A 26,393-nucleotide genomic window follows, 5' to 3' on the forward strand; every position below is an offset into this window, starting at 1 on the left:
AGAGGGTAACGGTTATGAAAAAATTATTATTGCTATCAACAGGGGGCACGATTGCTTCTGTAGCATCTAACGCTGGTTTGGTACCTAAGGAAACTGGCGAAGAATTGATCAAGATGCTAGGTAAATTGCCTTATGATATCCACGTTAAGGATATTTTGCAGCTGGATTCATCCAACATTCAGCCAGAAGAATGGAAGTTTATCGCGCAAAATATCTATAAATACCGCAATGATTATGATGGCATCGTCGTTTCACACGGGACGGATACGATGGCTTACACCGCTTCTATGCTGTCTTTCATGCTAAAGAATATAAATATCCCAGTCGTGTTAACGGGGAGTCAGGTGCCAATTAACGTCGTTTTGAGTGACGCCCACGATAATTTGCGTTTGGCATTTGCGGCGGCTGCTACTTGTCCGCCAGACATTTATTTGGTCTTCCACAACAAGGTAATGCTGGGCTGTCGTTCAGTTAAGGTGCGGACAACCAACTTTGATGCCTTTGAAAGTGTGAATGTACCACCTGTAGCTACTGTTTCTTCAGATGGATTGGTCTTTAATACTGACGATCATTTCCAAAAGAAGCACGATGGCGAGCCAGTTTTGAATACCAAAATTAATTCACATGTTTCTTTGGTCAAATTGTTCCCTGGTTTTGATCCCAATTTGCTCTTTGCGATGGTAGACAGCGGCTGTCGCGGGATTGTTATTGAAGCCTATGGTTTAGGCGGGATGAACTTCATTCGTCGTAACATGGTGGCCGCAATCGGTAAATTAATTCGCCGCGGCATCCCTGTCGTCGCCAGCAGCCAATGCTTGTATGAACGTAGCGATTTAACTAAATATGAAGTAGGACGTGAAGCTCTACTGGAAGGTGCGATCAGTGCGTGCGATATGACGTCTGAGAGTGCGATCACTAAGTTGATGTGGGCCTTAGGTCAAGGTATGGACGTTCATGAAATCGATGATTTCTTTAACACTAATGTGGCTGGCGAAGTAACTCTTAAGTAAGTCTAAAAAATATTACAATTTAGTTAAACGTAAGCGCACTCATCATTATTATGCAAGCTCCCTGTATAATATAAAGATAAAGGAGCTGTAGCCAGATGAAGAGTAAAGTTTTAGAAAAAATTTGGATAATCCTAGCAGCATTAGGCATTGGAATTTCTCTGTTTATTAACAATTCTAATAAGTTAATTGAATCTAAAACAGAGAGTTTTTCCAACGCAATAATTAGTAAAAAGTAAATTAATTCAGTCACGCAAGTGGCTGTTTTTTTGTTTGTAATAAAGAAAAACATGAAATGGACATGAATGAATTGGATAATTTTGAAGAAGTAAGAAACAATTTGCAAATGATCGAAGAAATACTTAACCGCATGCCACTTGAACACGGTGGTGAAAACGATGTTTTCGCAGTAACTGCAGAAGACATGGATAATTTGCTTAGCAACGTAACGCCAGACATGAGCGGCAAGGATGTAGCAGAAAAGGCTAAAACAATTTTGCACACTTGCCACAAAGTTTTGAAATTACGTAAGAAGGAAAATCGTTTGACTCCAGAACAAAAATCTTTGCTTGAAGACATCGAAAAGCTTAGCTAAGAGTTTAATTGGAAATAGATTATAAAACGGCCTGAAACAAGTACTGCATAAGCTTCTGTGTTAAAATATCAGTGTAGAAATCGCTTACATTTTATAAAATACAATAATAAAGAGGTAAAAATCATGGAACTTTTAATTGCAACTCACGAAGGACTTGCTTCAGGCCTAGTTTCTGCACATGACATGCTTGTAGGCAAAAATGATCAAATTATGACAATTGAACTTAACGACAGTGGCATCAGAGACTTCCGCAGACGTTTCGCTGAATTGATGGACAGACATCAATCAGGTCAAGTTTTGATTTTGACTGATCTTAGAAACGGTACGCCACACTTGGTAGCTAAGGAATACGAAGAAGCTCACCCAGACAGCGTAAGAGTAGTTAGTGGTGCTAACTTGCCAATGGTTTTGGAATTAGGCCACAACTTGATCAGTGCTGATTTGGATGATGCCGCAAGAAGAGCAATCCAAGTTGGTCGTGGCGACATTGATGTCGACAAGAGTATGCAAATAGCATAAAGAAAAGACGGTAGAAATACCGTCTATTTTTTTGCAAAAAAGTGCTTAATTTTATCAAAGAGATTTTCTTGTTTTTTATTAGAAGTATCTGCAATAGGTTGAGTATTATTCTCCTTGTTTTCTTGTTTAGTAGAAGAATAATACTTGGCCTTTTTTAAATTCTTGTTTTGATGATGAACAGTCTTTTTCTTTGTAGTTTTATGATCAGATAAGCGAATATGCTGGGTACTTGCGCTCTTTGCTTTTCTGTAAAAATAGTGCTTTTCATCGGTTTGAGCTTCCATGGAAATGTCGGGTCTGATGTAGTACAGGTCCTTATTTTCATAGCTATTAATCAAAAAGACCAGAATATCATGTAAGTTGCAAATACAGTGCAAAGCCTGCTTTTTATCAGGTTCTAGCTTGCTGTCATGAATAGCAGCGTTGCCCATACGACGGACTTCGTCGAACAGATCCATGATGCTGAGTGGGTAATTGACCTCGGAGCGTAGATAGTGCGTGTCATTTCTCAGATTGCGGTATTCTCCATCGTGAATGGGATAATATTTGTTTAGATTTTCTAGATCAAATATTTTCTTCACAATCGTCTCGAGAAGCAGACGCGAGTTGCTGATGACATCGCGGTAATCGTCGATTATGTACAGCTTATAAATTTTGTCTGCGGCAGGATATTGTTCACTGAAGTATTTACTGTCTTTTAAAAAATCAAAATTAATTTCCATTATGTTTTCCTTTGATTAATTCGAAAAAGATATTTGCTATTTTAGCTCAACTTGTTAACCTAATATAAAAGGCATTTTCAAGTAGGGTGTTTATATGAAGAAACATAAAAAACTTTGGGCAACGGGGATTATCATCGTCTTAATCGGTATCCTTGTTGCCGTTAGTAATTTTTATTATACAAAAGATCGACAGATTAGCCGCATTGTGACGAATTTGCGCAATCCAAAAACTGGAATGGCAAAGTATGTTACGGCTTCAACGCCAGATATGAACGTCACCGATAGCAGCTTAAAACCGCTCCAAAGCTATTTTAAGGAGCACAAGCAAGCTGCTAATAGACTAGCTTATAACTTGCGTCACAACCAAGATAACGGCGAAATTCAACTGGAAGAATCTGGTAGATATTTCCTGCTCTTTCCAAAATATACCTTGCGTGTGCAAGTTTATCGTCCGCAGATTAGAACCAACCACGCTGGCTCAACTTTGCTGATCAATCACAAAAATTTTGGTCGAATGGAAGGTGGCAACCAGAACTACTACCAAGATTTAGGTTTGGTTTTCCCGGGACGTTACCACATTTCGGTTAAATCAACGGTTAACGGCCGCAAGCTTGATGCCGACTCCATTGTAAATATTTGGTCAAACAAGACCGTCGATATGAATATCAAGACGGCTACTTTCCAAGTGCGCAGCGTACCTAACGGTATTATCTACGTTAATGACCGCAAGGCCGCTAAATTGAACAAGTACGGTAATTATACCTTTAAGGATTATCCAATTGCTAAGCGGATGGAAATCTACATTCAAAGTACAGCCGATGGTAAGAAGATCAAATCAGAGACGGTTCGCGACTTATCACAATCAATCAGCTCAGAATTTAGTGATAGTGAAGACGACGTGACTGACTACGATAATACATCTGATAGTTATCAAGGTAACGGTGAAAAGGACGTCTACCAAGATGAGGAAGGCGACTATATCGTTAACCCAATCTGGCCTGGTTTAATTCAGGCGGGGGATGCTGCTAAGATGCTTTACGACAACTTCAAGGAGCCAGATGCTGAAGCCTTTTCCGATGGCAAGGACAACGCCGACTACAAGAAGATCGATAAGCAGGTTAAGGCCTGGAAGAAGAAAAAGAATCTCAAGAAGTACAGCGTGAAGGTTAAAGTCCTTTCTGTTTTGCCTGGTGTACGCAATTACAGCAATGTGAACTACGAAGTAACCTTTATCAGAAAATTCAAAGATAAGAGTAAAAAGAAAGAGAAGCTGTTATACCAGAACGCAATTTTCCATGAAGTTGATGGTCAACAAGAGATTGAAACTCTAGGAAAGTGCAAATTAATCAAAACAAAAACTAGCAATTAAAGCTTGATATTATAGGCTTTTTCACTTGTTCAAAAGTGGGAAAGCTTTTTTTATGCCAAAAACAGATTGACAAAGTTTTAATATCATATTACTGTATTAATTGAATAATACAGTAGAACAAAGCACAGAGAAATGAGGTTTTCAAAATGAATGAAATTCTTGTGGTGGACAATATCACCAAGACTTATGGAAAAAAAGGCGAAAAACAATATCAAGCTTTAAAAGGAATTAACTTCAAGGTTGCATCCGGCGAATTCGTTGCAATCATGGGTGCTTCGGGCTCTGGTAAGACAACTTTGTTAAACATTCTTTCAACGCTTGATAAGCCAACTATTGGTCAAGTTTTTATCAATGGTAAAGACATCAGCAATTTGAACGCTAACCAAATGGCTGACTTTCGTAGTAAAGAAATTGGTTTTATCTTCCAAGACTTCAACTTATTGGAAAATTTGACCAACCGTGAAAATATTGCGTTGCCACTCAGCTTGCGTGGTATTTTGACTAATCGAATTAATCCACTTGTGGATAAAATTGCAGCAAAGTTGGGTATTAAAGAAATTTTGAGCAAATACCCAGCTGAAATTTCTGGTGGTCAAAAGCAACGTGTTGCTTCAGCTCGTGCCTTGGTTCATGAACCCGCAATTTTGCTAGCCGATGAACCAACCGGTGCGCTGGACTCTAAGAGTGCACGTGAACTTTTGAATACAATGGAAAACTTGAATAAAAACGATAGCGTTACAACCTTAATGATTACGCACGATCCATTTTCCGCAAGTTTTGCCAACCGTATTTTATTTATCAAGGACGGTAAGATCGGTGAACAAATGGTAAAGGGAAACAAGAGCAGAACCGATTTCTACCATGAATTAATTGCTCACTTAGGTACTGAAGAATAGGAGGTGAGAAGCATGATTTGGAAACTATCCTTAACTGGGATTAAAAGCAGGTTGAAGGACTACACGGTCTTATTCTCAGGCCTGGTTGTAGCCAGCATGATTTTCTACATGTTCTTGACTTTGGCCATTAATCCCGGCTTTATGAGTCACGACGTTAACGCGCCAGGGCAATACTTGAGCTTTATCTTTGGTTTTGGTATTGTTCTGCTTGCAATTATCACTTTTGTATATTTGGTTTATGCCAATTCGTTCCTGCTCCGCATGCGCCAGCATGACTACGGCATGTTCATGATGTTAGGAGCAAAAAGCTCCAGGATCGGCTTGCTGATCTTCTGCGAAACTTTGCTTACAGGGATGCTTGCTGCGATACTTGGTATCGTCATCGGTTTTGGCCTAACTGCAATCGTTTCGAAGGTTTTGATTGCTAGTTTAGGTTTGAAGATTACGCATTTCCAAATTGTTTTGCCTAGCGCAATTATTTGGACATTGATCTTCTTTATCGCAATTTTCTTTCTTGCTGCTTTAAGAAATGTACATAAACTTGTTCGAAGCAAGGTTATCGACCTGCTTCACGAAAGTCAAAAGCCAATTAAACTTAGCCGTAAAAATGGCTTAAGAGTTTTTGAAGCTATCTTAGGTATCGTACTTTTGGCTGTCGGCTACTACGTTATGGGATTACCAGCCATCGCTATCATCCCAATTGCACTAGTTACTATCGTTGCTGGTACCTACTTTACTTTTGACTCTCTCTTCACTCTCATCATTAATTTCTTACTTAAAAGAAAGAACTTCGCATATCGTGGCATTCGTATGTTTACACTTGGACAATTAAAGTTCAGAATCCGCGACTATACCCGTATTCTTTCAGTTATCTCATTACTTTTCGCATTAGCGCTTGGTGCTATTACCGTTGGTCTTAACTTCAATTCATTGAAGGACCAAGCTGTAAAAAGCACATACTATGACGCCACAATCGTTGAAAACAGTCCTGCTGTTCAAAAGAATGTGGATAAATTAGACATTAAAACCAGATCGACATATCACTATGTTGAAACTAAAAAAGACGTTTACTTCGACAGAAGTGAATTTGAAAAGACACCATTAAAAGACATTCAGTTTAAACAAAAAGGCAATAACTTCCCAACATATAAGCCAATTGCTTTTAAGATTAGCGAATTAACTAAGAAAAATAGTTATGCTAATAGTGTTTTGGGGATGCAAGCTAATACTGGAAACAAGGCAATCAAACTTGTTTCATCAGATCAGTTAAAAAAGATTCAAGGACAAAAGAAGTTTATTACTTTTATCACAGTCAAAAACTTTGTTAAAGATTATCCAACTTTGACCAAGCTGGAAAAGGTGCAAATGGCTTCCAATCCTGCTATGGCTCAAGCTTTGTCACAAACCAAGCCATTCTCATACCAAATGGTGCTTGGCTATACCAGTGGTTTCGAATTCATGGGTTTTTTCCTAGGAATAGCATTCCTCACCATGCTCGCATCCACATTGATGTTCAAAGTTTTGAGCGGCGCCGCCAGCGACAAGATGCGCTACGAAATGCTTTACAAGATCGGTACTAGAAGAAAGATCCTCAAGCAATCAATCAGACACGAAATTGGTGTATTATTCCTTCTTCCTGGAGTCCTCGGTGTGATCGACGTGTTGTTTGGTCTGAGATTGTTTACAGCCCTTTTGCCACATCCATACATGGGCTTCTGGGTACCATTCTTGATCTTCATTGTTCTCTACTTCATTTACTATGCTGTGACTGTTAAGCTGTATGAAAATCTTGTTTTGAAAAATAATAAGCATAAATAAAAAAATCAGTTTTCCAATCGGAAAACTGATTTCTTTTTGTCTATAAATGCATCTTGTTCCAAGAAGGAATCTTGATTTCGCCCTTATCGCTCATTGTCATGATAGTGATTGAGGCATTTCTAGGACCTGGTACAAGAGGGATGTTATCGCCGTAACGGTACCACAAGCTTCTAATAGTGAAGCCGTGAGTTACAAGTAAAATATTTTCAGCACCATCAAGTTGGCTGATTAACTTAAAGCCTTTATCAAGACGTGCCCAGTATTCTTCTGCGTTTTCTGCATCGTGGTATGGGTCAGCATCCTTAATCCAGTCCTTGATTGTGTCGATGCTTTCGTGGACAAATAATTCTTGTCTAGTAGCATAGCCGTGGCTGCCACCTATCATGCGCCAAGCCATTTCAGAGTCGAGACCTTCGAAATAGCCGTAGAATTGTTCTCTAAAGAATGGGCTAGCAAGGTGTTGTAATTCATCCTTGTTAACGTTGTGCTTCATGATGATTTCGCAGGTGTCGCTAGCTCTCTTCAAGTCACTGGATAAGGCAATATCGAATGGAACATCCTTTAAAGCTTCGCCGGCTTTTTCAGCACCTTCAATACCTGGTTCAGTTAATGGAGTATCACACCAGCCTTGCATCTTGTTGTAGCGGTTAATATAAGTTTGACCATGTCGAACAACGTAAATTCTTTTCATCTTTTTCTCCTTATGAAAATAAAAAATTCACCCTTATTCTATTGGAAAAGGGTGAGCAAATAAAGCTAATTATTTTTCGTGATAAATTTTTCTGACATTTCTAATATCTTGCGGCTGAATCGTGTAGATTGAACCCTTAGGATACATGACTGAAACGGAATTCGTGTGGTTTAAACCAATCGCGTGGCCCAGTTCGTGTTCTGCCGTATTAACGATGCGGTTGTTGCTGTAGCCGTACCACTCGTTTTGCAAGTAGTAGCGGTTCAAATGCACGTCAGCTTTTAACAAATGACCTGTTGATGGGTTATAAGTCGTCGCTGTTTCACCGGCCGCGTTGGTGTCACTATCATCGACTGTGCTGATCACGATTTGGGCGCGACTTTTATCATTGGTTTGATGGAAAGTAAAAGCACCCGTTCTGTTCCAGGCATTCATTGCGTCAATTGCAGCTGAACGTAGCTGGAGATTATTTTTAATATCAACATAGACATTAGCTTCCGGCTCTGACCAAACGCGCGTCTCAGAAGAATTATCATTTTCAGTTTTGTCAGTATCTGTTTTTGTATTTGGATTAACGCCATTTTTTGGCGCAGTTGCTGTTCCCGTCGTGAGCAATTGATTGATACGATAGCTAAGTGTAGCTAAAGAATCATTGGTAGCTATTTGGAAGTTGGGGTTGTTTTTATAAGTCCAAACACCAAATGCGAGAAGAGCAAGCAAGAAAATATTTCGAATAAATCTAAAAAATGGTCTCATATTTTTTAACTCCAACGTTGAAATTATAATCTTTAGAGTTTAAATTTTCACCAATTTTTACTTATATTTTGTTTGCGAGCGTGAAAACTATCATGAAAGCGCTATTCATGCTAAAATAGATAGCAAGTTTTTTATGGAAAAGGTGATTAAATGGCTACAGCCAAAACTGAAAATAATGAAAAAGAACTTGAGCAAAAACACCTTGATAACATCATGGTACAGATCAAGGCGCGCGAAAAGTCTTTAAAGAAATCTATCAAATCAGCTGAAGGCGAAGCAAGAGAGCTTAATTCACACTTTTTTGACGATGTGAAATTGGACTACGATGGCTATTCCACTTCAATGGAAACTGCCTTGTCAATTCACCAACAGCAACAATTATTGAGCGAGCGTGAACATGCTTGGCAACATTCAGCTAAGCAATTAGACACGGTAGAACGCCTTGAAAAGCGACCATACTTTGCACGTGTAGATTTCAAGGAAAACGGCGAAGATAAGCCTGAAACCATTTATATTGGCTTGGGTTCCTTTGCGGATAAAGATGATCATTTCTTGATCTATGACTGGCGTGCACCTATTTCTTCAATTTATTACGATGGAAAATTAGGCAAAGTTACCTATAACTCACCAGAAGGTGAAATTACCGTCGATATGACCAAGAAGCGTCAATTCATGATCGAAGACGGCAAGATCATCAACATGTTTGACACCAATGAGTCAATCGGTGACCAAATGCTTTTGTCTGTTTTGTCCGAAAAATCCAGCACACAGATGAAATCGATCGTAACGACGATTCAACGTGAACAAAACAAGATCATCAGAAATACCAGTGCTGACTTGTTGTTTGTTCAAGGTGCAGCTGGTTCTGGTAAGACTAGTGCTATTTTGCAAAGAATTGCCTTTCTTTTGTACCGTTACCGCGGCAACTTAACTTCAAGCGACGTTATCATGTTTAGTCCTAACCAATTGTTTAACGACTACATCAAGAACGTTTTGCCTGAAATGGGTGAACAAAACATGGTTCAAATGACCTACTGGCAATTTGTTGCTCGTCGTTTGCCAGGGATGAACGTTGAAAACCTGTTCAAGCAATTCGAAGATCAAACTGCCGACACCAGCATCAGCAAATTCAAGGATTCTGTCAGCTTCTTTAACTTGCTTACGCGTTATGCAAAGCGTCTTAACAAGCGTGGTGTGGTCTTTAAGAATATCTACTTCCGTGATAAGAAGAAGCCATACTTTGATAAAGATAAGATCAAAGAGATCTACTACTCATTCAATGAAAATTACAGTTTGGCTAACCGTATCGACGCTACACGTGAAGAATTGATCAAGATGCTTAACCGTAAGATTACGCCTGAAACTAAGAAGGCTTGGGTAGCTCGTACTATTGAAGGGATGAGCCAACAAGAATTGAACGACTTGTATGATCGTCCTGACCAGGAATTCGAATCCGAAGCAAAAGAAGAGGCCTTCTTGGGTAGAAAGATCGTTTTGGCCGCATTGAAGGGCGTTCACAAACTTATTTTGCACAACCACTTCCTCAACATGCGTGCACAATACCTTAGCTTTTTGCGTGCCGTACCTAAGATGGTTGATTTAAGCAAGTGGGACATCGACGAAGACGAATGGATGAAGCATGTCGAAGATGTAAAAGACAACTTCAAGAAGCACGATATTGCAATGAGCGACGTTTCCGCATACTTGTACCTTTACGACTTAGTTACTGGCCGTAGAACCGACTTTGAAATGCGTTATGCCTTTATCGATGAAATTCAAGACTACACTCCATTCCAATTAGCATACCTCAAGTACAACTTCCCACGTGCCAAGTTCACCATGTTAGGTGACTTGAACCAAGCTATCTTTACTAAGGACGAAAGCCGCAGTTTGCTTAAGCAAATTTCTGGTTTATTTGATCCAAAGAAGACTGATGTTGTGCAGCTTACTAAGTCATATCGTTCAACTAAGGAATTGACCAACTTTACCAGGCAAATTTTGCGCCAAGGTGAAAAGATCGAAGTCTTTAACAGAAAGGGTCCTAAGCCAGTTATCTGGGGCAGAAAGACCGATGAAGAAGCTGTTGCCGTTTTGAGCAATGTTTTACGCGATAACGAAAAGCATAAGATGACCACAGCTGTTATTACCAAGGATTTGGCTAGTGCTAAGTTTGTTCACAAGATGCTTGAGGATCGCGGCGAAAAGGCAACTTTGATTGCGACTGCTAACCAACGTTTAGTTGATGGTACTTTGATTATTCCATCATACCTTGCAAAGGGTCTAGAATTTGACGCCGTAATCATGTGGGGTGCTTCAAAAGAAAACTACCACCGCTTAGATGAAACGCAATTAGTTTACACGATTACTTCACGTGCTATGTACAAGCTGGACATCATTTACACCGGTGAAAAGAGTCCGCTTCTTGACGTAGATAAGAGCACCTACGAAGAAAAATAATTGACAAATTATTTTTTGGCGTTTATTATCTTAATCAACATTAAAAACAACTTAGAACAGAAGCAGTAATACCTGTCGTAATAATAGAGAGTTTCTGATGGTGGAAATGAAACATACGCTGGTATGAAGTCACATCTGCGAGTTGATTTTCTGAATTGAGTAGGAAGACCCGGGGTTAGCCCGTTACAGCTAAAGGTTGATTATCGAACTTATTGAGGCAAGCTGCGTGAGCAGTTTGTGAACATGAGGTGGAACCGCGATTTCATTCGCCCTCGTAGCCAATTTGGCTATGGGGGCTTTTTCTTTTTGATAATCAACCTAGTGAGGCATTTTGCGTGAGCAAGTGCGAACATGAGGTGGAAACACGATGCGTTCGTCCTCTTAGGGTAAGTCCTAAGGGGGCGTTTTTTATTAGGAAAATGGGTGAGAATATGTCGCTGAAATACATTACAGAAATATTGCCAGCTTTATTTAGTGGAGTGGGGATGACGTTGAACATCTTCTTTTGGACTTTAATTTTAGCAACACCGCTTGGAATTTTAGTCTCATTGGGAGAAATGAGTAAGATCAAACCACTTAAGTGGGTCGTTAACTTTTACGTTTGGATCATGAGAGGTACGCCATTACTTTTGCAACTGATTTTTGTCTTTTATGGTTTGCCAATTATTCATATTGTTTTTCCACGTTACCAAGCTGCTTTATTTGCTTTTGTCTTAAACTATGCGGCTTATTTCGCTGAAATTTTCCGGGGTGGTTTTCAATCAATCGACCAAGGTCAGTTCGAAGCTGCACAAGTGTTGCGCTTGAACCGCTGGCAAACGATGACCAAGATCATTATTCCCCAGGTGATTAAGATCGTGTTGCCATCAATCGGTAACGAAGTTATCAACTTGGTAAAGGATTCATCATTGGTTTACGTAATTGGTTTAGGCGACTTGCTTAGAGCCGGAAACGTTGCGATGGCAAGGGATGTAACCTTGGTACCACTTGTACTAGTTGGCGTCATTTACTTGCTCTTGATTAGTATTTGTGCCTTTATTCTTAAACGACTTGAAAAGCACTTCTCTTATTACAAGTAGGATCAGGTGAAAACAAATGTTAGAAGTAAAGAACTTATGCAAAGAATTTAACAACCGTCCGATCTTGAAGGACATTTCTTTTACGTTAAAAGATGGCGAAATCATGACGATCGTTGGTCCATCTGGTGCTGGTAAAACGACTTTGCTTAGAATTATCGCGGGCCTTGAAACGAAGGACAGTGGTGAAATTTTAATCGATGGTAAACCATATGACCCAGGTAAAGTTGGCGTCGTTTTCCAGGATTTTAACCTTTTCCCTAATTTAAACGTACTTCAAAACATTACTTTGGCACCAACGATGGTGCTCAAGGAATCCAAGGAGGAAGCCGATCAGAACGCTAAAAAGTTGCTTGATCAATTGCAGATGAATGGTCGAGAAAAACAGTACCCATATCAATTATCAGGTGGTCAAAAGCAACGTGTCGCAATCGCTAGAGCTTTGGCGATGAAGCCAAGAATTTTATGTTATGATGAACCAACTTCTGCCCTTGATCCTAACTTGCGTAAAGAAGTGGAAAAGATGATCTTGGATTTGAAGAAGTCAGGCTTAACGCAATTGATCATCACGCACGATTTGACCTTCGCTAAGAACGTGGCCGATCAGATGCTTAATGTCCAGCCATTAAGTGAGGCGTAGTCTATGAAGAAAAGATGGATTTTCGGTTTATTAGCTACTTTAATGCTAGTGCTAACTGGTTGTGAAAGCGTGAAGGAACGCGCAAATACGCAAGACACGTGGAGTAAGATTACACAGAAAAATCAGGTTGTGGTGGGTCTTGATGACAGTTTCGTGCCCATGGGTTTTGAGAAAAAGAATGGGCAGCTAATTGGTTATGACATTGATTTAGCTAAGGCTGTGTTTAAACAATATGGCATCCACGTTAGTTTTCAAACGATCGACTGGTCGATGAACGTCACAGAATTGCGTAACAGCACAATCGACTTGTTATGGAACGGCTACAGTATTACGCCTGAACGTAAGAAAAAAGTGGCCTTTAGTCGACCATATTTGCGCAACAGACAGGTACTCGTCGTTAAGAAGGACAGCGGCATTAATTCGTTTAAGCAGATGAAAAAGTATGAATTAGGGATGCAAACCGGTTCAACTGCCGAGCAGTGGTATGAAACTAAGCAAAATGTTTTGTACGCAAAAAAGACCGTGCTCTATGACACGATCTCTAATTCGTTCTTAGATTTGAATGCCGGTCGGATTCAGGGTATTTTATTAGATGAAGTTTATGCCAACTACTACATTGCTCACATGACTAAGAGCAAGGACTACAAGGTGATTCAAAATGATAATGTGCCAAAGGATTTGTTTGTGGTCGGAATGCGTAAGGGTGACAAGACTTTGCGTAAAAAGGTCAATGCCGGCTTAGTTCTCTTGCAAAAAAATGGTACACTAGCTAAGTTGAATAAAAAGTGGTTTGGCAAGGAAAGCAATTATTTAGGTAGATAGCAATGAAGCAGATAAATGATTTTACCCTGAAAAAGATTGATGAAATGAGCGGCCGTGAGCTGTTTTGCACGGAAAGATTGCGTGAAGAAACGTTTGTGACCGAGCAAAAGATTACTTTGCCTGAACTTGATGACCAAGATTTGATCGCAATTCAAGCGTACCGTTTGAACGATGATCAAACGAATGCGCTGGCTACTTGCCGGATTTTTGAAGAAGATGGCAAGTGGATGTTGGGCCGCGTTGCGGTGTCAAAGGTGGCTAGAGGGATGCACCTCGGCAGCAAGATGGTTGAAGCGGTACAAGAATACTTGCGCGAAAAGGGCGTAGCGGCGTTATACTGCCATGCCCAAATGCGGGTTGAACCGTTTTATACCAAATTAGGCTATCAAGAAATCGGCGAGCCATTTGAAGAAGCTGGCATTCAGCACATCATGATGAAAAAGGACTTGAACTAATCGAGTTCTTTTTTAATTGTGGGCACAATCTGGTTAACCAGAAATCCGTTACCTTTATCAGTTAAATGCTGGCCATCTGCTTGGTAATATGTCGATATGTGTTTGAGCTTTCTCATGGCCGGAAGAATATCCACAAATGGTGATTTGTGCTCAAAAGCAACTTTTTTGGCAATCGAGTTAAACAAATCAAGGCGCTCATCACCATAAAATTGATTGATTTCGCTATTTGTGGGATCGGGATAACAAAGTCCCACAACGACGCTTTTACCTACAGTATCAAGGATTTGACCTAGATTTCTTTCATAGTTTTCAGGACTAATGCCCCATGCCGTAGCGGCGTCGTTATTACCGTATTCAACAACAGTTAAATCTTTTTCTGCAGGAATCTGCACTAAATAATCAACGCCTTCGACGGTAGTTGCACCACTTTTAGAGATGTTTTCCACCTGTGTATAATTGTTAAGCTGTTTTTTAAACAAATTAGTTACAAGGTTGGTGTCACAGCCGTCACGATAACCGTTGAAAATTGAATCGCCAAATAAAATTATTTTTTTCATAGTTTCAGCCTTTCCGTTATAATAAGTAAGTTAGAGGAACAGGATATGAAGAATTATACAAGCTTTGAAAGAAATGAATGGGCAAAACTTGCACCCAAAAATAAAGTAAATATCACAAAAGAAGAGCTAGCTAGCATCAAGTCTTTGGGCGATGTCGTTGATTTGACTGACGTCCACGAGATTTACACTAGTTTGATTAGCTATTTACACTTAGTTTACCAACAAAAAAGGGATGCACAAGAGGCTCAGATTGAATTTTTACATAAGGATTTTAAGCCGGCGCCATTTATCATCGGTATTTCTGGTTCTGTTGCGGTAGGCAAGTCAACAACCGCTCGTTTGTTGCAACTTCTTCTTAAAAGAACGTACCCAGAGCTAAAAGTTCATTTAATGACCACTGATGGTTTTCTTTATACTAATGAAGAATTGCAGCGTCGTAACCTCATGCCACGCAAGGGATTCCCTGAAAGTTACAATATGACAATGCTCAGCGATTTCTTGAAAGACGTGCTGAGCGGCAAAGATGATATCGTTTATCCACTGTATTCACAGGAATTGAGTGATATTGTGCCTGGAAAATATGGTCATGTGAAGAATCCTGATGTTTTGATCATCGAAGGCATCAATACTTTGCAGCTGCCGGAAAGTGGCCAAGTCGTAACGAGCGACTTCTTCGATTTCTCTATTTACATCGACGCTGACGAAGATTTGATTGAAAAATGGTACATGCAACGCTTCAAGAAGGTATTGAAACTAAACAAAGATAAGCCAAATAATTTCTACTATGAAATGGCTAACGGTCCGCTAGATGATGCTTTAAAGCTAGCTGAAGAGACCTGGCAAATGGTCAACTTGGTCAACCTACGTGAATATATTGCGCCAACAAAGGAACGAGCTAGTTTGATTTTGCATAAAACAAATGGACATTTAATCGATCGAATTTACCTAAGACATATTTAATTTGGTATACTGTAAATTATGAATACGATTTATTTATTATTAATTAAAAAATTTGCTTTGCCCCCAGCGTGTTAAAAAAGAGAAAAACGCAAAAATTAAAAAAACGAGATTGAAGAAAATTAAGGGAGAAAAAGTAAATGGTACAAGCAATTAATTTGAAAAAAGGTATGATTTTTAGTCAAGACGGCAAGTTGATCAAGGTTTTGAAGGCTAACCACCACAAGCCAGGTAAGGGTAACACCGTTATGCAAATGGACTTGCGTGATGTTAAGAGTGGTGCCGTTGTTCATAAGACTATGCGTCCATCTGAAAAGGTAGACTTAGTTGAAGTAACTAAGAAGAACGCACAATACTTGTACAGCGAAGGCGACACTTATACCTTTATGGATACTGAAACTTACGACCAATACGAAGTTTCAGCTGATCAATTAGGCGACGACGTTAAGTTCTTGATTCCTAACATTGTCGTTGACATGGACTTCACTGATGACAACAAGATCATCGGTATTGAATTACCAGCAACTGTTGAATTGACTGTTAAGGAAACTCAACCAGGTATCAAGGGTGCCACTGTTGCAGGTGGTGGTAAGCCAGCTACTATGGAAACTGGTTTGGTTGTTCAAGTTCCTGACTTCATCAACGAAGGCGAAAAGCTGGTTATCGGTACTGAAAACGGTGATTACAAGTCACGTGCAGATAGTCAACCAAGATAATTGATTGCAAGCAAATAAGCATCGCGTAAAGTGATGCTTATTTTTATCTACAAAGCTAAAGCATACTTGAGGATTTTTTGAAATGACAATTGGTGAAGCATTAAAAAAAGAACGAAAAGAGTTAGAGCTATCACAGACTGAAATGGCAGGCGATGTTTTAACAAAATCATACTATTCCAAGATTGAACGAAATCAGTATGAAATTAAGGCAATAGACTTGATTAAAATTTTGCAGCTGCATGATATTGATGTCGTTAATTTTTTTAACAAAATCGTACCAGCACAAGCAAATAATGAAGAAGAGAAAGTTGAAAGATATTTATCTCAATTACACGAAGCATATTATCATGAAGATTTGCCCAAAATATCTGATTTACAGAAAAAGCTAAGTCAAGAAAAGCAAACTAGTAGGATTTTAAACCTGGCTACTCAAGCAACCTTGATAAAGGCTTATCTAACAAATACTTTTGATCAACTTTCGGATAAAGAAAAATTAAATATCAGGAAACAAGTTTTTAAAACAACAAATTGGGATGAAAATTCATTAAGGCTCTTTGCGATAGCTATGCCCTTATTTGATATGAATGATCTAAAAATCATTATTGGTTCGATTTTTAAAAAATGCCCACAAATAAATGAATTACCAGATATAAGTCAAAGATTGATTGCTGCAATTGCAGTTAATTATTTAGAATGGTCGTTTCGAAAACATAATAATGATAGAGAGGGAATAAATGTATCTCTGAGCATACTAAAGAAGTTAAACTTGGAGCCTAAGAATTGCTTCGCCAAAATTATGGAACAGTATTATATTGCTATATTTAGTGATGATGAGAAAAGAGCTAAAGAAATTAAGCAGTTCTTTGTTAATAACAATATGGCAGGATTTATAGACAATTCAAGATAAAAGTGTCACATATGACACTTTTATTTTTTTTACATAAAAAATAGTTAGGATGTGAGTACGAGTTTAAGCAGAACGTGCATGATGATGTAGAATCAGGTGACATCCAATGAAGACAAAAGTAATACAAATTAACTTGAAATGGGTACTAAAAAATTTGCCTGCTAAATTAATACTTGCCATCATTATTCTTTCAATCACTAGTTCATTTGAAGGAGTAATCAACGGTTACGTACTTGGACAAATGACCAATATTGCCTTTCATAATTTTCAAAACGTTGGCACCTTTTTACTCTTTGTGTTGCTAGCTTATCTAATAACTTATGCTTCTGCTTATTTGTTTTTGCTAGTGACACAAAAATCTATGCAATATTTAAATGAGCAGTTAAAATACAGTTTCTTTACTTCAGATTTTCAAAAAGAAGACAATATGTCTGGAGAGTCTTCGGAAGTAATTAACAATATAACTAATGTCTCTGATCAGATTCAAAGACAATATTTTCAACCATTGTTTTATTTGCTCCAATGTATAATGACAATCATATCCACGACAATTGTTGTCTTAGAAACTAATTTTGTTTTAGGGCTAATCTATATTTTGCTCTCAGCACTAAGCATGATCCCTAATGAAGTTGGCAAAAAACGGATGAATAATCGGACCGATCAATGGAGTGCTTCTAATACAAAGTTAGTCACTATGATGAAAGATATTTTTCAAGGTAAGTCTGAGATAAACAAATTTGCTGTTAGAAAACTGTTCTTTAAGAATTTTAATCACGCATTACATGCTGAGGAAGAGAATTATTTTAAAATGAACCAGGTGCAGTTCACAGTACAGTTTTGCGCTTGGATGTGTTCGCTATTGGCGGATATTATTCCAATGGGAATCGGCTTATTAATGGTTGTTTATCATGTAGGTGGTGTCGAAATAGGCACAATCGTTACTCTGTCGTTAACTGCTGATCATATTCTTGAAGGAATCAGAGAATTAGCTTCTTACCAGACCTCAATTACTAGTACCAAGAATATCCGCAAAATGAGCTTTAAGACAGGAGCTAATAATCAAGATCAGGTAGCTCTAGCAGAACCTCAACTTACTGTAGATAATGTAAGTTTTAAAAGAGATAATAAATGGATCTTCAAAAACGTCAACCTCCAACTTGAAAATACCGATAAAATCATCATCACTGGGGATTCAGGAGTAGGGAAATCTACCTTACTTAATTTAATCTCTGGGCAATTGAAACCAACTTCTGGTCAGATAAGATTTGGTAAGCGACTAATTGCTTTATCAGATTCCATTTTTATTTCACAAAAGTCTTGGTTATTTGAAGGAACAGTGGCTGAAAACTTGGCTCTGTATCAAGATTTTTCTGAAGCAGATATGGTTAAGGTTCTTAAAGAAGTTCGTTTGTGGAAAGAATTAGGGGATAGTCCTCTAAATTTCAAAATTGATAGTAATGGCACTAATTTGTCTGGTGGACAAGCACAAAGAATGGCGATTGCCCGTGGCCTTTTAAGACACAAGGAATTATTTTTACTTGATGAAATTACTTCTAGTTTGGATAAGGAAAACGCCAAGCAAATTAGAACATTGATTTATGAACTGCCAATAATGGTGATTGAAGTAGCCCATAATATTGATGATACATTGGTAGATAAGTTTGGGCTTAAGATTTATACGTTAACAAAAAATGGGTTTATTGAAGGATAGTCAACCGAGATAATTGATTGCGAATAAATAAGCATCGCGTAAAGTGATGCTTATTTTTGTTATATTAGCTCTTTTGTTTCGGCATTAATTTTTATTTCACGTTTTTGTTCATCACGAATCAAAATGATTTTCCAAATTGCTTGATCATTAACATCTTCTAATTCCCAGGAAATAGGAATGCTATTTCTAAATTCCTTGGTGGCAATTTCAGTAGCTTCTTTAAGTGAAATTGTCTTATTTAAGTTTAAGTATGTTTCTTTATCAAAATCGTAATTAAGCACTTGAGTTGATTGACCTAAAATTTTATTATTCGTTGCATCAACTTGAATCATACAATCCTTACGATCATCAAAACCTACAATGTTATAGACATAAATGCCCTTGTTCAAAGTTAAAGAGATGGACTTGATCATTGCACTAGAGTATAGAGATTTAAATTTACGGATAGCACTGCTTTGATCCACTCTAATTGCTGGCAGCTTATCGCTGGAATAGCTAACTGCCTGTGTTTTATTTAAATAGAAATGCCGACACAAATGCTTAGAATAATTGTCAGAAATCTTTTCATATACGCCTCTTACTTATGTACTGATATTTTTATACCAATTATAAGCCATAAGTAGGAAAGTGACGAGTTGTCAATATAGACTTTAAAATTTCTTACGCCTTTTGTTTTATTTTTGTAATGTTTAGACCAAAAGACAAATTAATGCTAGCAATGCAGGTAACATTTGTACCACAAAAATCTTTTTAGTTGCAGTAAAACCACCGAAAATTGCGACAACGACGATCAAAGTTAACAATAATTCCCAAACGGTGAAGACCACAGGAGCTTTGAAAACAAAGTAAACTAGGATCAACAAAAGCCCTAGCATCCCGTTATAGATGCCTTGGTTCGCCATCGAAATTCGCGCAGCTCTTTGCTTAACAAAATTGATGTCCATATCAAAGGCCTTCGCCTGCATTTCAGGTTTACCAAAAATTTCTAAAAAACAAATTCCAATATGTTCAATCCCCACGACAAACGTTAGAACTATACCAATTGTAGTCATTCGTATTCCTCCTTTGCTCATTATAATTATACGGAAAAAATGATTTTTACAAAATAAAGTGTTGACAGATGTAAACTAACAAGTTAAGATAAGCTTATCAAAAGTAAGAAGGAGATGAATCACATGTTATTAGCACGTCAATTGCAATGCCAAAACTGCCAATGTTGTTGCACAAACAACATCTATTTGTCGTGCTCTAATGTGTGATCATCGAAGACTATTACTTATAACTAGTTATGAAGTTGTGGTTCTTTTTGGGATGTATTCCGCGTTGGAGTACATCCCATTTTTGTTGCAAAGAAAGGAAAAAACATGTCGAAATTAAAGGGAGTTTTAGCAGGTATTGTCACAGTTTCAGTAGGATTGCTTCTTGCTGCTTGTGGCAATAACAATGCTTCGACAGCAGAAAAGAACACATTGAATTTAAGCACTACAGCACCACTGGACACCATTGACATCAGCAAGTCTACCGGTTTTGGTCAAACGGGCAATGTCTTTGAAAGCTTTTATCGTTTGGGCAAAAACGGTAAGCCAACTGCGGGTCTTGCTAAGAGCGGTAGTGTATCAAAAGATGGCAAAACTTGGACTTTTAAGTTGAGGGATGCCAAGTGGTCAAACGGCGATCCAATTACTGCACAAGATTTCGTTTATTCATGGCGTAGAAGCTTGAATCCTAAGACCGCTTCACCATATTCATATCTTTTTAGCGGCGTAAAGAATGCGGATGCGGTTGCACAAGGCAAGATGAAGCCAAGTGCGGTCGGTATTTCTGCACCTAACAAGAAAACTGTGGTGGTTAAATTAAACAGACCAATCGCTTACTTCAAGGTCTTGATGGCTTATCCATTGTTTGGACCACAAAACGAAAAGGTCGTTAACAAGTACGGCAAGAAGTATGCAACTAAGGCGCAATACCAAGTTTACTCAGGCCCATTCAAGATTAAGGGCTGGAACGGTACCAATGATACCTGGTCCTTTGTTAAAAATAATGACTACTGGGACAAGAAGGTCATTAAGTTAGATAAAATTAACTACCAAGTTGTGAAGTCCAACAACACTGGCTATCAGATGTACCAACAAGGCAAGCTGGATTTAACTCCACTTTCAAGCGAGCAAGTGAAGAATTTGAAGAGCAATAAGGACTTTACTCAATACCCATACTCATTGGTTAGATTCTTGCTTTATAACTTCAAGGACAAGAACGCAGTTAACCGTAAGGCTTTGAATAATAAAAATATTCGCTTGGCCTTGTCACTTTCAATTGACCGCGACATTGTGACTAAGAAGGTTTTAGGCAATGGCTCAACCTTGCCAACAGGTTTTGTCGCAACTGATTTAGCTAAGAATCCTACAAATGGCCAGGACTTTGCTAAAGAGCAAGCTGTGAAGAATACCGTTGATTACAATCCTACTTTGGCTAAGAAGTACTGGAAGCAAGGTTTGAAGGAAATTGGTAAAAGCAGCTTAACCTTTAACATTTTGGCTTCAAACGATGAGTCTGATAGTGATCAATTAACGCAATACTTGCAATCACAATGGACCAAGGAATTGCGTGGCATCAAGGTTAATATTACAAATGTGCCAGAAAAATCTTCGGATAGTCGTGCACAAGAAGGTAACTTCGATATTTACTTGTCACACTGGGGCGGTGACTTCAACGATCCAATGACCTTCATGCAAATTCCGATGACTGGCACTTCATACAACTATGGTAAGTGGTCAGATTCTAATTACGATAATTTGGTAAAAAGAGCTGGCAATCAAGATGCTAACGATCCTGCAACGCGTTGGAACAATTTGGTTTCTGCCGCTAAGATCGTGAACAAGAACCAAGCAATTACACCAATTTACCAACAAACTACTGCATATTTGCAAAAGCCACGTGTTCATGGCTTGATTCATAACACTGCTGGTACGCAATGGTCATACAAGTATGCTTACGTGAAGTAGAAAAATATTTATAACTAAAAATGCTGATAATCTTCGTTTGAAACGTTGATTACCAGCATTTTTTGTTTTTATTTTTTGGGGATTAAATATGGTTAGTAATATTGGGAATACCACACTAAATTAAACTTTCTTTTGATAAAGTATTAGTTAGCGACTACGTCCTCCTACTGAAAGGAGGTGAGCAGATTGAATACGTTAATCAACTTCGATTGTTGCGCCCATCATAGTGGGTATAGTGCTTGCACTGTTCGATCACTGGTTGAACCATCGGGACAACGATCACAAATAAGTAGTCGCATCGTTCACCCTCACGCTAGGTAGTTGCCCCTAGTAAAAAAAGAAGCCTTGCCAGTTGCGATGGTAGGGCTTTTTGAGTAGATTGAATTTACTCTAATCACTTCGTTGCTCCTATAGTATAGCATGATCCAATCATTTAGTCATATGAGGTACTCTAAATAAGCCTCCGAAAATCTGCAAATGCAGATTTTGTTTTTTAATAAAATTATTGTTGCATTTGCAACAATAATCAACATAATAATTTTTAGTTGAAAAATATGAAAGAAGATATTTTAAGACAAATCGGCACGATTGCGCGGGCACTTGATTCGATTGCCAACATTGAATTTAAAGAGATACAGCTGAATCGTGGTCAGTATTTATATTTGGTTAGAATCAAAGAAAATCCTGGTATTATCTCAGATCATTTGGCAGGGATGCTCAACGTGGATCGCACGACGACGGCCCGGAGTATTAAAAAGCTAGAAGATAATGGCCTGATCAAAAGAAAAAATGACCAAAAAAATAAGAAGATCAAGCACCTGTTTGTGACTGATAAAGGTGAAGAATTAGCACAAAGAATTGAGAAGGAAAATACCTATTCGAATGAATTGGTTTTAACCGGTTTGAATGAGAAACAAAGACAAGAATTGGCCAAGCTTTTGCAACAAGTAGAAGACAATGCAAGCGAGAATTGGTACTTTGTTAAGAATGGCGGAAAGAGGGAGTATTAATGGATTACACAATTAGACCAGTCACAACCGACGATGTAGCAGAGTTACAAAAGATTTCACGTGAAACATTTAAAGCGACTTTCGATCCTTTTACGGCACCAGACGACATGGAACGTTTTTTGGACGAAGATTATGCGACGGATGTGTTAATTAGCGAGATTGAGAATCCAAATAGTCGCTTCTTCTTTTTGATGGTAGGAGATAAGATCGCTGGCTATTTGAAGGTCAATGTGGGGGATGCACAAAAAGAGCATTTAAAAGAAAATGCCCTTGAATTGCAAAAAATTTATTTGCGTACTAGCTTCCAGCATAAGGGACTAGGCAATGTCTTGTTTGATTATGCAGAAAAGATTGCTAGGGATGAAAAGAAGGATTATATGTGGCTTGGCGTGTATGAAAAGAACATCAACGCTCAACACTTTTATAAGCGTCACAGTTTTAAACGGGTAGGACAACATGTCTTCCAAGTGGGTGACGATCCGCAAATTGACTGGCTTTTACTTAAAAAGTTGTAATAAAAAATGGTGAGGAGAATTTCTCTTCACCAATTTTGTTTGCATTTAGTTATTAATCATCATGTTCAATTTCAAGAATCTTCTTACTGTGAGCATCAATCTTTACCTCAGTAGATTGGCGACCTTTGACTACCTCAACGTCCCAGTAAGTCTTGCCATGTTCTTGATCTAACTTCCATTCTTGACTAGTACCATGCGCATGTTCTTCTGCAATTACGCTTGCTTCGTCACGGCTGATGATGCCGTCCAAGTTCAAAGCTTGTTCGTTACGGTCATCATGGTCTAAACGTTCTGAGTGAACGCTGCTGGCATGGCCAGTTTCCGCGTTGATTTCTGCAGAATATTCATGAGTGTCATCGAAGCCTTCAATTTCATAAACGTATTGCTTGCCTTCAAGTGACAAATCGATGCTCTTGATTTGCTTGCCTGAGAATTGGCTATGGAATTTATCGATTGCTTCTTGTTGAGTTAATTTAATCTTACCAATTTCAGTCTTAACACTGTTAGTAGTCTCTGTGGAGGAATCGTTGGTTTGACTACTGTCACTGCTTTTAGCTGCAGTAGACTTGTGTGATGTGGTTTGGCTAGTTTGTGCAGTGCTGTTATCTTGCTTTGAACAAGCCACGGTTCCAGTCAATAAAGCTGCACCTAATAAAATTGCGCTGGTTAATTTAGTGAGGTTCATCTCTATACCCTTTCTTTTTTCTTAAAAAATTAGTCACGTTCTACGCTGATTACTTTTTTAGTTAAAGCGTTGATCTTCATGTCGTATTCTCTAGTTGAAGTGAAGCCTTCGATTTCGTAAACGTAGCGGCCTCTTTCTTTTTCTAAGTTAATGGAGTCGATCTTAGCACTTGGATATTTAGCTCTGAATTTCTTAACAGCTGTGCTTTGAGAGACCCTGATTTTGCTTGATGCTGCTTGAACAGTAGTAGGTTCTGTATTTTGGTTAACAGTAGTGATAGCTGCTGTGCCTAAGCCGATTAAAGCTGCGCCTGCGAATGCGATTTTCTTTAAGTTGATAGTTTTTATAAGTAATTCTCCTTTGATTTTTCTTAATTCCTAATTGCTTTACTTGATATATTTATCTTACTAAGAAAGCAGGCTAGAAAAACCAAAATTAGATGGAGTTTAAATGAAGATTTCTTCATTTTTCTTCGGGGAGATATACGGAAAAGATTGTCCCTTGAGGGGAGTTGTCTTCAACCGTAATTTGACCATGATACTTGTCAACTTCGGCTTTAACGATGGCAAGCCCTAGGCCAGAACCGCTGACTTTGCTTGAGTGTGATTTGTCTTCGCGATAAAAGCGTTCGAATATTTTCTCGCGGTTTTCTCTAGAAATACCGATACCGTGATCGGCCACTTGGAAGAGTAATTTTTCGTCTTCATTTTTTAGTAAAACACTGATGTCGCTATTTTCTGGGGAATACTTGGCTGCATTTTCTACTAAGTTGTGAGCGATGTTGCGGAAGTCAGTTGGTTTAATTGGATAAAGCAACTGCTCAGGTAATTTTGCAGTAATCTTTTGCGGATAAACGGTCTGCACTTCACTAACCACGTCAGAGACAATTTTAACCAAATCGATTGGCGCTACGTCGTCGTTATTTTGATCGATTCGGCCCAAAGTAAGCAGCTCGTTAACCATTAGCTGCATTTTCTTTGACTCTGAATCGATATAGTCTAATGAAGTAGAAATAATCTCTGGGTTGCTTTGACCGCGACGCTTGATCAAATTGACGTGGCCACGAATGGCCGCAATCGGTGTCTTTAATTCGTGGGATGCATCGCTGACGAATTGTTGCTCACGCCTTAAGGCGCTATTTTGAAAATTGAGTAGATTGTTAAACGAACGGGCTAGATTCTTGATTTCAAGTGGATTATTTGGAACGGTAATCTTTCTTTCGGGCGTTTTATTCTTGCGAATATCCTGGATTTCCGTATTCATCGTTTGAATCGGCCGACTCCACTTGTGGGCAAAACGACGGATGAGGGGGATGCTAATTAGAATAGCTAAAAGATTTAGTCCTAACATGGTAAGCAAAAGCCAGGTGATCAGATTGAAGAGCTCATCCACATTTAACGCAACTTGAATATGATAGCCTTGATGTTTTTCAAATGCTAAAAAGTAAATCCGATGTTTATAAACAACGAAATTTTGATAATGATGTTTACGATTGATTCCTTTAAAGGTTTCGTACGCATCTTCAGAATAGTAGGTTTTGCCTTGTGGCGTAGTTAAAATAATCGCATCGTCTTCCTGTTTTGCCAAATAGGCATCAAGCAGTGCGGACCAGTCATATTGCGGCTCCAGATTCTCTTCAACAGCTTCAATGACCTGCTCGCTTTGACTTTTAGCATTGTAATAAATGTAGCCAGATGAAATAGCCAAAAACGCGATGTTGACGACAACCAGGATAGCTACAAAAAGACTGACGAACAGCTTGGTTAACTGATTAGCGGTAGTTTTAGCTTTATTTTCCTTCATCTTAATCGTCTTCTCTTAAACAATAGCCAAGGCCACGCACCGTCTTGATAAGCTTCTTATAAGGATCGCCCAATTTGTTGCGGATAGTTCTAATGTAGACATCAACCGTGTTGGTTTGCCCCACAAAGTCATAGCCCCAGACGACGTCGAGCAGTTCATCACGGCTTTTTACTTTTTCAGGCTCTTGCATCAATTCTGTCATTAAGGCAAATTCCTTTGGCGTTAAATAAATTTTTTCGTCGTTGCAGTAGATTCGTGCTTCACCAAGTCGATTTTGAATGGACCAAAAGTAAAAGTTGAAGTAGGGGTCGTATTTTGTTCTTGTTGCTTTTTTAATCTACGCAAGACAACGCGGATTCTGGCAAAAGGCTCTTCAATTTCAAAAGGTTTAGTAATGTAGTCATCTAATCCTTGATCAAGGGCAGAACTAATGTCAGAGGTGGAATTTTTCGCCGTAAGCATGATAATTGGTACATCGCTTTGTTTGCGAATTCTACGTAAAACAGTGATGCCATCATAAATAGGAAGCATCCAATCGAGCAAAATTAGGGTTGGATCTTCCTTTTTGAAAAGCTCTAAGGCTTCTTTACCATCTTGTGCCCAAATTACCTGGTAGCCTTCAAATTCCAGCTCTGTCTTCACAAAACTAGCCACTGCTTCTCCGTCTTCAACTAGCAGAATTTTGACATCTTTTTCATCCATATCAA

General features: G+C 38.6%; 27 protein-coding genes, 3 pseudogenes and 1 other annotated feature. Of the genes and pseudogenes, 20 read left to right on the forward strand and 10 right to left on the reverse strand.

The genetic code is table 11. The features are described from left to right. The first annotated feature begins 14 nt into the window (after nt 1-14). The 4 genes from JCM1039_RS05710 to JCM1039_RS05725 all read left to right on the forward strand — a co-directional run bounded on the left by JCM1039_RS05710 (nt 15) and on the right by JCM1039_RS05725 (nt 2,121). Nucleotides 15-1,010 carry an asparaginase gene (locus JCM1039_RS05710; protein WP_025015018.1) on the forward strand — a complete coding sequence of 332 codons (996 nt, stop codon included), beginning with the start codon at nt 15-17 and terminating at the stop codon, nt 1,008-1,010. Nucleotides 1,011-1,105: 95 nt separating this feature from the next. Then, complete coding sequence (locus tag JCM1039_RS12385; RefSeq protein WP_167330319.1) at nt 1,106-1,246, forward strand: hypothetical protein; 141 nt, start codon at nt 1,106-1,108, stop codon at nt 1,244-1,246. Between the two features lie 56 nt (nt 1,247-1,302). Next, a complete protein-coding gene (locus tag JCM1039_RS05720) occupies nt 1,303-1,602 on the forward strand; it encodes a hypothetical protein (RefSeq protein WP_025015019.1) in 300 nt (99 codons plus the stop codon). Between the two features lie 123 nt (nt 1,603-1,725). Beyond that, the gene (locus tag JCM1039_RS05725) at nt 1,726-2,121 is read left to right on the forward strand and encodes a PTS sugar transporter subunit IIA (RefSeq protein ID WP_025015020.1); all 396 of its coding nucleotides are present in this window, start codon (nt 1,726-1,728) and stop codon (nt 2,119-2,121) included. 23 nt (nt 2,122-2,144) lie between these two features. On the opposite strand, the gene JCM1039_RS05730 is transcribed toward JCM1039_RS05725, so the two are convergent. After that, nucleotides 2,145-2,843 (reverse strand): DUF4145 domain-containing protein, encoded by a 699-nt coding sequence (locus tag JCM1039_RS05730; protein ID WP_025015021.1) that lies wholly within the window; start codon nt 2,841-2,843, stop codon nt 2,145-2,147. A gap of 94 nt (nt 2,844-2,937) precedes the next feature. Between JCM1039_RS05730 and JCM1039_RS05735 the strand changes: the two genes are divergently transcribed. The 3 genes from JCM1039_RS05735 (at nt 2,938) to JCM1039_RS05745 (ending at nt 6,926) form a co-directional block, all read left to right on the forward strand. Then, entirely contained in the window at nt 2,938-4,212 is a 1,275-nt protein-coding gene (locus tag JCM1039_RS05735) for a TcaA 3rd/4th domain-containing protein (RefSeq protein ID WP_025015022.1), read from the forward strand. Between the two features lie 146 nt (nt 4,213-4,358). Further along, on the forward strand, nt 4,359-5,108 hold the full coding sequence (locus JCM1039_RS05740; protein ID WP_025015023.1) for an ABC transporter ATP-binding protein: 750 nt from the start codon (nt 4,359-4,361) through the stop codon (nt 5,106-5,108). Nucleotides 5,109-5,120: 12 nt separating this feature from the next. After that, nucleotides 5,121-6,926, forward strand: coding sequence for an FtsX-like permease family protein (locus JCM1039_RS05745; protein WP_025015024.1), 1,806 nt, complete (start codon nt 5,121-5,123; stop codon nt 6,924-6,926). 40 nt (nt 6,927-6,966) lie between these two features. On the opposite strand, the gene JCM1039_RS05750 is transcribed toward JCM1039_RS05745, so the two are convergent. Together JCM1039_RS05750 and JCM1039_RS05755 are read right to left on the reverse strand one after the other, a co-directional pair. Beyond that, the gene (locus JCM1039_RS05750) at nt 6,967-7,617 is read right to left on the reverse strand and encodes a histidine phosphatase family protein (protein ID WP_025015025.1); all 651 of its coding nucleotides are present in this window, start codon (nt 7,615-7,617) and stop codon (nt 6,967-6,969) included. 69 nt (nt 7,618-7,686) lie between these two features. Continuing rightward, nucleotides 7,687-8,373, reverse strand: a complete 687-nt coding sequence (locus tag JCM1039_RS05755; protein WP_025015026.1) for a M57 family metalloprotease — start codon at nt 8,371-8,373, stop codon at nt 7,687-7,689. A gap of 150 nt (nt 8,374-8,523) precedes the next feature. Between JCM1039_RS05755 and helD the strand changes: the two genes are divergently transcribed. The 5 genes from helD (at nt 8,524) to JCM1039_RS05780 (ending at nt 13,823) form a co-directional block, all read left to right on the forward strand. Beyond that, nucleotides 8,524-10,830, forward strand: coding sequence for an RNA polymerase recycling motor HelD (helD, locus tag JCM1039_RS05760; protein ID WP_025015027.1), 2,307 nt, complete (start codon nt 8,524-8,526; stop codon nt 10,828-10,830). A 43-nt stretch (nt 10,831-10,873) separates the two neighbouring features. Further along, nucleotides 10,874-11,107 (forward strand) — a binding site (T-box leader). Between the two features lie 154 nt (nt 11,108-11,261). Continuing rightward, nucleotides 11,262-11,909 carry an amino acid ABC transporter permease gene (locus tag JCM1039_RS05765; RefSeq protein WP_025015028.1) on the forward strand — a complete coding sequence of 216 codons (648 nt, stop codon included), beginning with the start codon at nt 11,262-11,264 and terminating at the stop codon, nt 11,907-11,909. A 16-nt stretch (nt 11,910-11,925) separates the two neighbouring features. Further along, a complete protein-coding gene (locus JCM1039_RS05770; RefSeq protein ID WP_025015029.1) occupies nt 11,926-12,546 on the forward strand; it encodes an amino acid ABC transporter ATP-binding protein in 621 nt (206 codons plus the stop codon). Between the two features lie 3 nt (nt 12,547-12,549). Further along, entirely contained in the window at nt 12,550-13,368 is an 819-nt protein-coding gene (locus tag JCM1039_RS05775) for an amino acid ABC transporter substrate-binding protein (protein WP_025015030.1), read from the forward strand. 2 nt (nt 13,369-13,370) lie between these two features. After that, nucleotides 13,371-13,823 (forward strand): GNAT family N-acetyltransferase, encoded by a 453-nt coding sequence (locus JCM1039_RS05780; RefSeq protein WP_025015031.1) that lies wholly within the window; start codon nt 13,371-13,373, stop codon nt 13,821-13,823. Here the strand turns inward: JCM1039_RS05780 and JCM1039_RS05785 are convergent. After that, nucleotides 13,820-14,380 (reverse strand): SGNH/GDSL hydrolase family protein, encoded by a 561-nt coding sequence (locus tag JCM1039_RS05785; protein WP_025015032.1) that lies wholly within the window; start codon nt 14,378-14,380, stop codon nt 13,820-13,822. The genes JCM1039_RS05780 and JCM1039_RS05785 overlap by 4 nt on opposite strands. Before the next feature lie 45 nt (nt 14,381-14,425). On the opposite strand from JCM1039_RS05785, the gene coaA reads away from it, so the two are divergent. From coaA to JCM1039_RS05805, 4 genes are all read left to right on the forward strand, one after another. After that, the gene (gene coaA, locus JCM1039_RS05790; RefSeq protein ID WP_025015033.1) at nt 14,426-15,340 is read left to right on the forward strand and encodes a type I pantothenate kinase; all 915 of its coding nucleotides are present in this window, start codon (nt 14,426-14,428) and stop codon (nt 15,338-15,340) included. A gap of 137 nt (nt 15,341-15,477) precedes the next feature. Then, nucleotides 15,478-16,053 (forward strand): elongation factor P, encoded by a 576-nt coding sequence (efp, locus tag JCM1039_RS05795; RefSeq protein WP_025015034.1) that lies wholly within the window; start codon nt 15,478-15,480, stop codon nt 16,051-16,053. A gap of 82 nt (nt 16,054-16,135) precedes the next feature. Next, complete coding sequence (locus tag JCM1039_RS11980; RefSeq protein WP_025015035.1) at nt 16,136-16,960, forward strand: helix-turn-helix domain-containing protein; 825 nt, start codon at nt 16,136-16,138, stop codon at nt 16,958-16,960. Between the two features lie 106 nt (nt 16,961-17,066). Further along, on the forward strand, nt 17,067-18,671 hold the full coding sequence (locus tag JCM1039_RS05805) for an ATP-binding cassette domain-containing protein (RefSeq protein WP_025015036.1): 1,605 nt from the start codon (nt 17,067-17,069) through the stop codon (nt 18,669-18,671). Nucleotides 18,672-18,730: 59 nt separating this feature from the next. Here JCM1039_RS05805 and JCM1039_RS05810 read toward each other — a convergent pair whose 3' ends face one another. Both JCM1039_RS05810 and JCM1039_RS05815 read right to left on the reverse strand, forming a co-directional pair. Beyond that, complete coding sequence (locus JCM1039_RS05810) at nt 18,731-19,084, reverse strand: PepSY domain-containing protein (RefSeq protein ID WP_051523216.1); 354 nt, start codon at nt 19,082-19,084, stop codon at nt 18,731-18,733. Between the two features lie 276 nt (nt 19,085-19,360). Then, nucleotides 19,361-19,723 carry a DUF1304 domain-containing protein gene (locus JCM1039_RS05815; protein ID WP_025015038.1) on the reverse strand — a complete coding sequence of 121 codons (363 nt, stop codon included), beginning with the start codon at nt 19,721-19,723 and terminating at the stop codon, nt 19,361-19,363. A 312-nt stretch (nt 19,724-20,035) separates the two neighbouring features. Here JCM1039_RS05815 and JCM1039_RS05820 point away from each other — a divergent pair, with 312 nt between their 5' ends. The 4 genes and pseudogenes from JCM1039_RS05820 (at nt 20,036) to JCM1039_RS05830 (ending at nt 23,198) form a co-directional block, all read left to right on the forward strand. Next, nucleotides 20,036-21,673, forward strand: a complete 1,638-nt coding sequence (locus tag JCM1039_RS05820) for a peptide ABC transporter substrate-binding protein (protein ID WP_025015039.1) — start codon at nt 20,036-20,038, stop codon at nt 21,671-21,673. Between the two features lie 205 nt (nt 21,674-21,878). Continuing rightward, a pseudogene (locus JCM1039_RS12185) lies at nt 21,879-21,962 on the forward strand (type I toxin-antitoxin system Fst family toxin); the annotation flags it as partial. 265 nt (nt 21,963-22,227) lie between these two features. Next, nucleotides 22,228-22,683, forward strand: a complete 456-nt coding sequence (locus JCM1039_RS05825; RefSeq protein WP_025015040.1) for a MarR family winged helix-turn-helix transcriptional regulator — start codon at nt 22,228-22,230, stop codon at nt 22,681-22,683. Continuing rightward, nucleotides 22,683-23,198: a GNAT family N-acetyltransferase gene (locus tag JCM1039_RS05830; RefSeq protein WP_025015041.1), complete on the forward strand. Its 516-nt coding sequence runs from the start codon at nt 22,683-22,685 to the stop codon at nt 23,196-23,198. The genes JCM1039_RS05825 and JCM1039_RS05830 overlap by 1 nt, the downstream gene beginning before the upstream one ends. Nucleotides 23,199-23,250: 52 nt before the next feature. Here the strand turns inward: JCM1039_RS05830 and JCM1039_RS05835 are convergent, their stop codons facing one another. The 4 genes and pseudogenes from JCM1039_RS05835 to JCM1039_RS10855 all read right to left on the reverse strand — a co-directional run bounded on the left by JCM1039_RS05835 (nt 23,251) and on the right by JCM1039_RS10855 (nt 26,388). Continuing rightward, the gene (locus tag JCM1039_RS05835) at nt 23,251-23,883 is read right to left on the reverse strand and encodes a PepSY domain-containing protein (protein WP_025015042.1); all 633 of its coding nucleotides are present in this window, start codon (nt 23,881-23,883) and stop codon (nt 23,251-23,253) included. Nucleotides 23,884-23,927: 44 nt separating this feature from the next. Further along, nucleotides 23,928-24,230 (reverse strand): annotated as a pseudogene (locus JCM1039_RS12925) (PepSY domain-containing protein); the annotation flags it as partial. Between the two features lie 115 nt (nt 24,231-24,345). Further along, nucleotides 24,346-25,686, reverse strand: coding sequence for a sensor histidine kinase (locus JCM1039_RS05840; protein WP_025015043.1), 1,341 nt, complete (start codon nt 25,684-25,686; stop codon nt 24,346-24,348). Nucleotide 25,687: 1 nt separating this feature from the next. Beyond that, nucleotides 25,688-26,388 (reverse strand): annotated as a pseudogene (locus JCM1039_RS10855) (response regulator transcription factor). Nucleotides 26,389-26,393: the final 5 nt, after the last annotated feature.

It is taken from the genome of Lactobacillus kitasatonis DSM 16761 = JCM 1039, from assembly GCF_000615285.1.
GTDB classification, from domain to species: domain Bacteria; phylum Bacillota; class Bacilli; order Lactobacillales; family Lactobacillaceae; genus Lactobacillus; species Lactobacillus kitasatonis.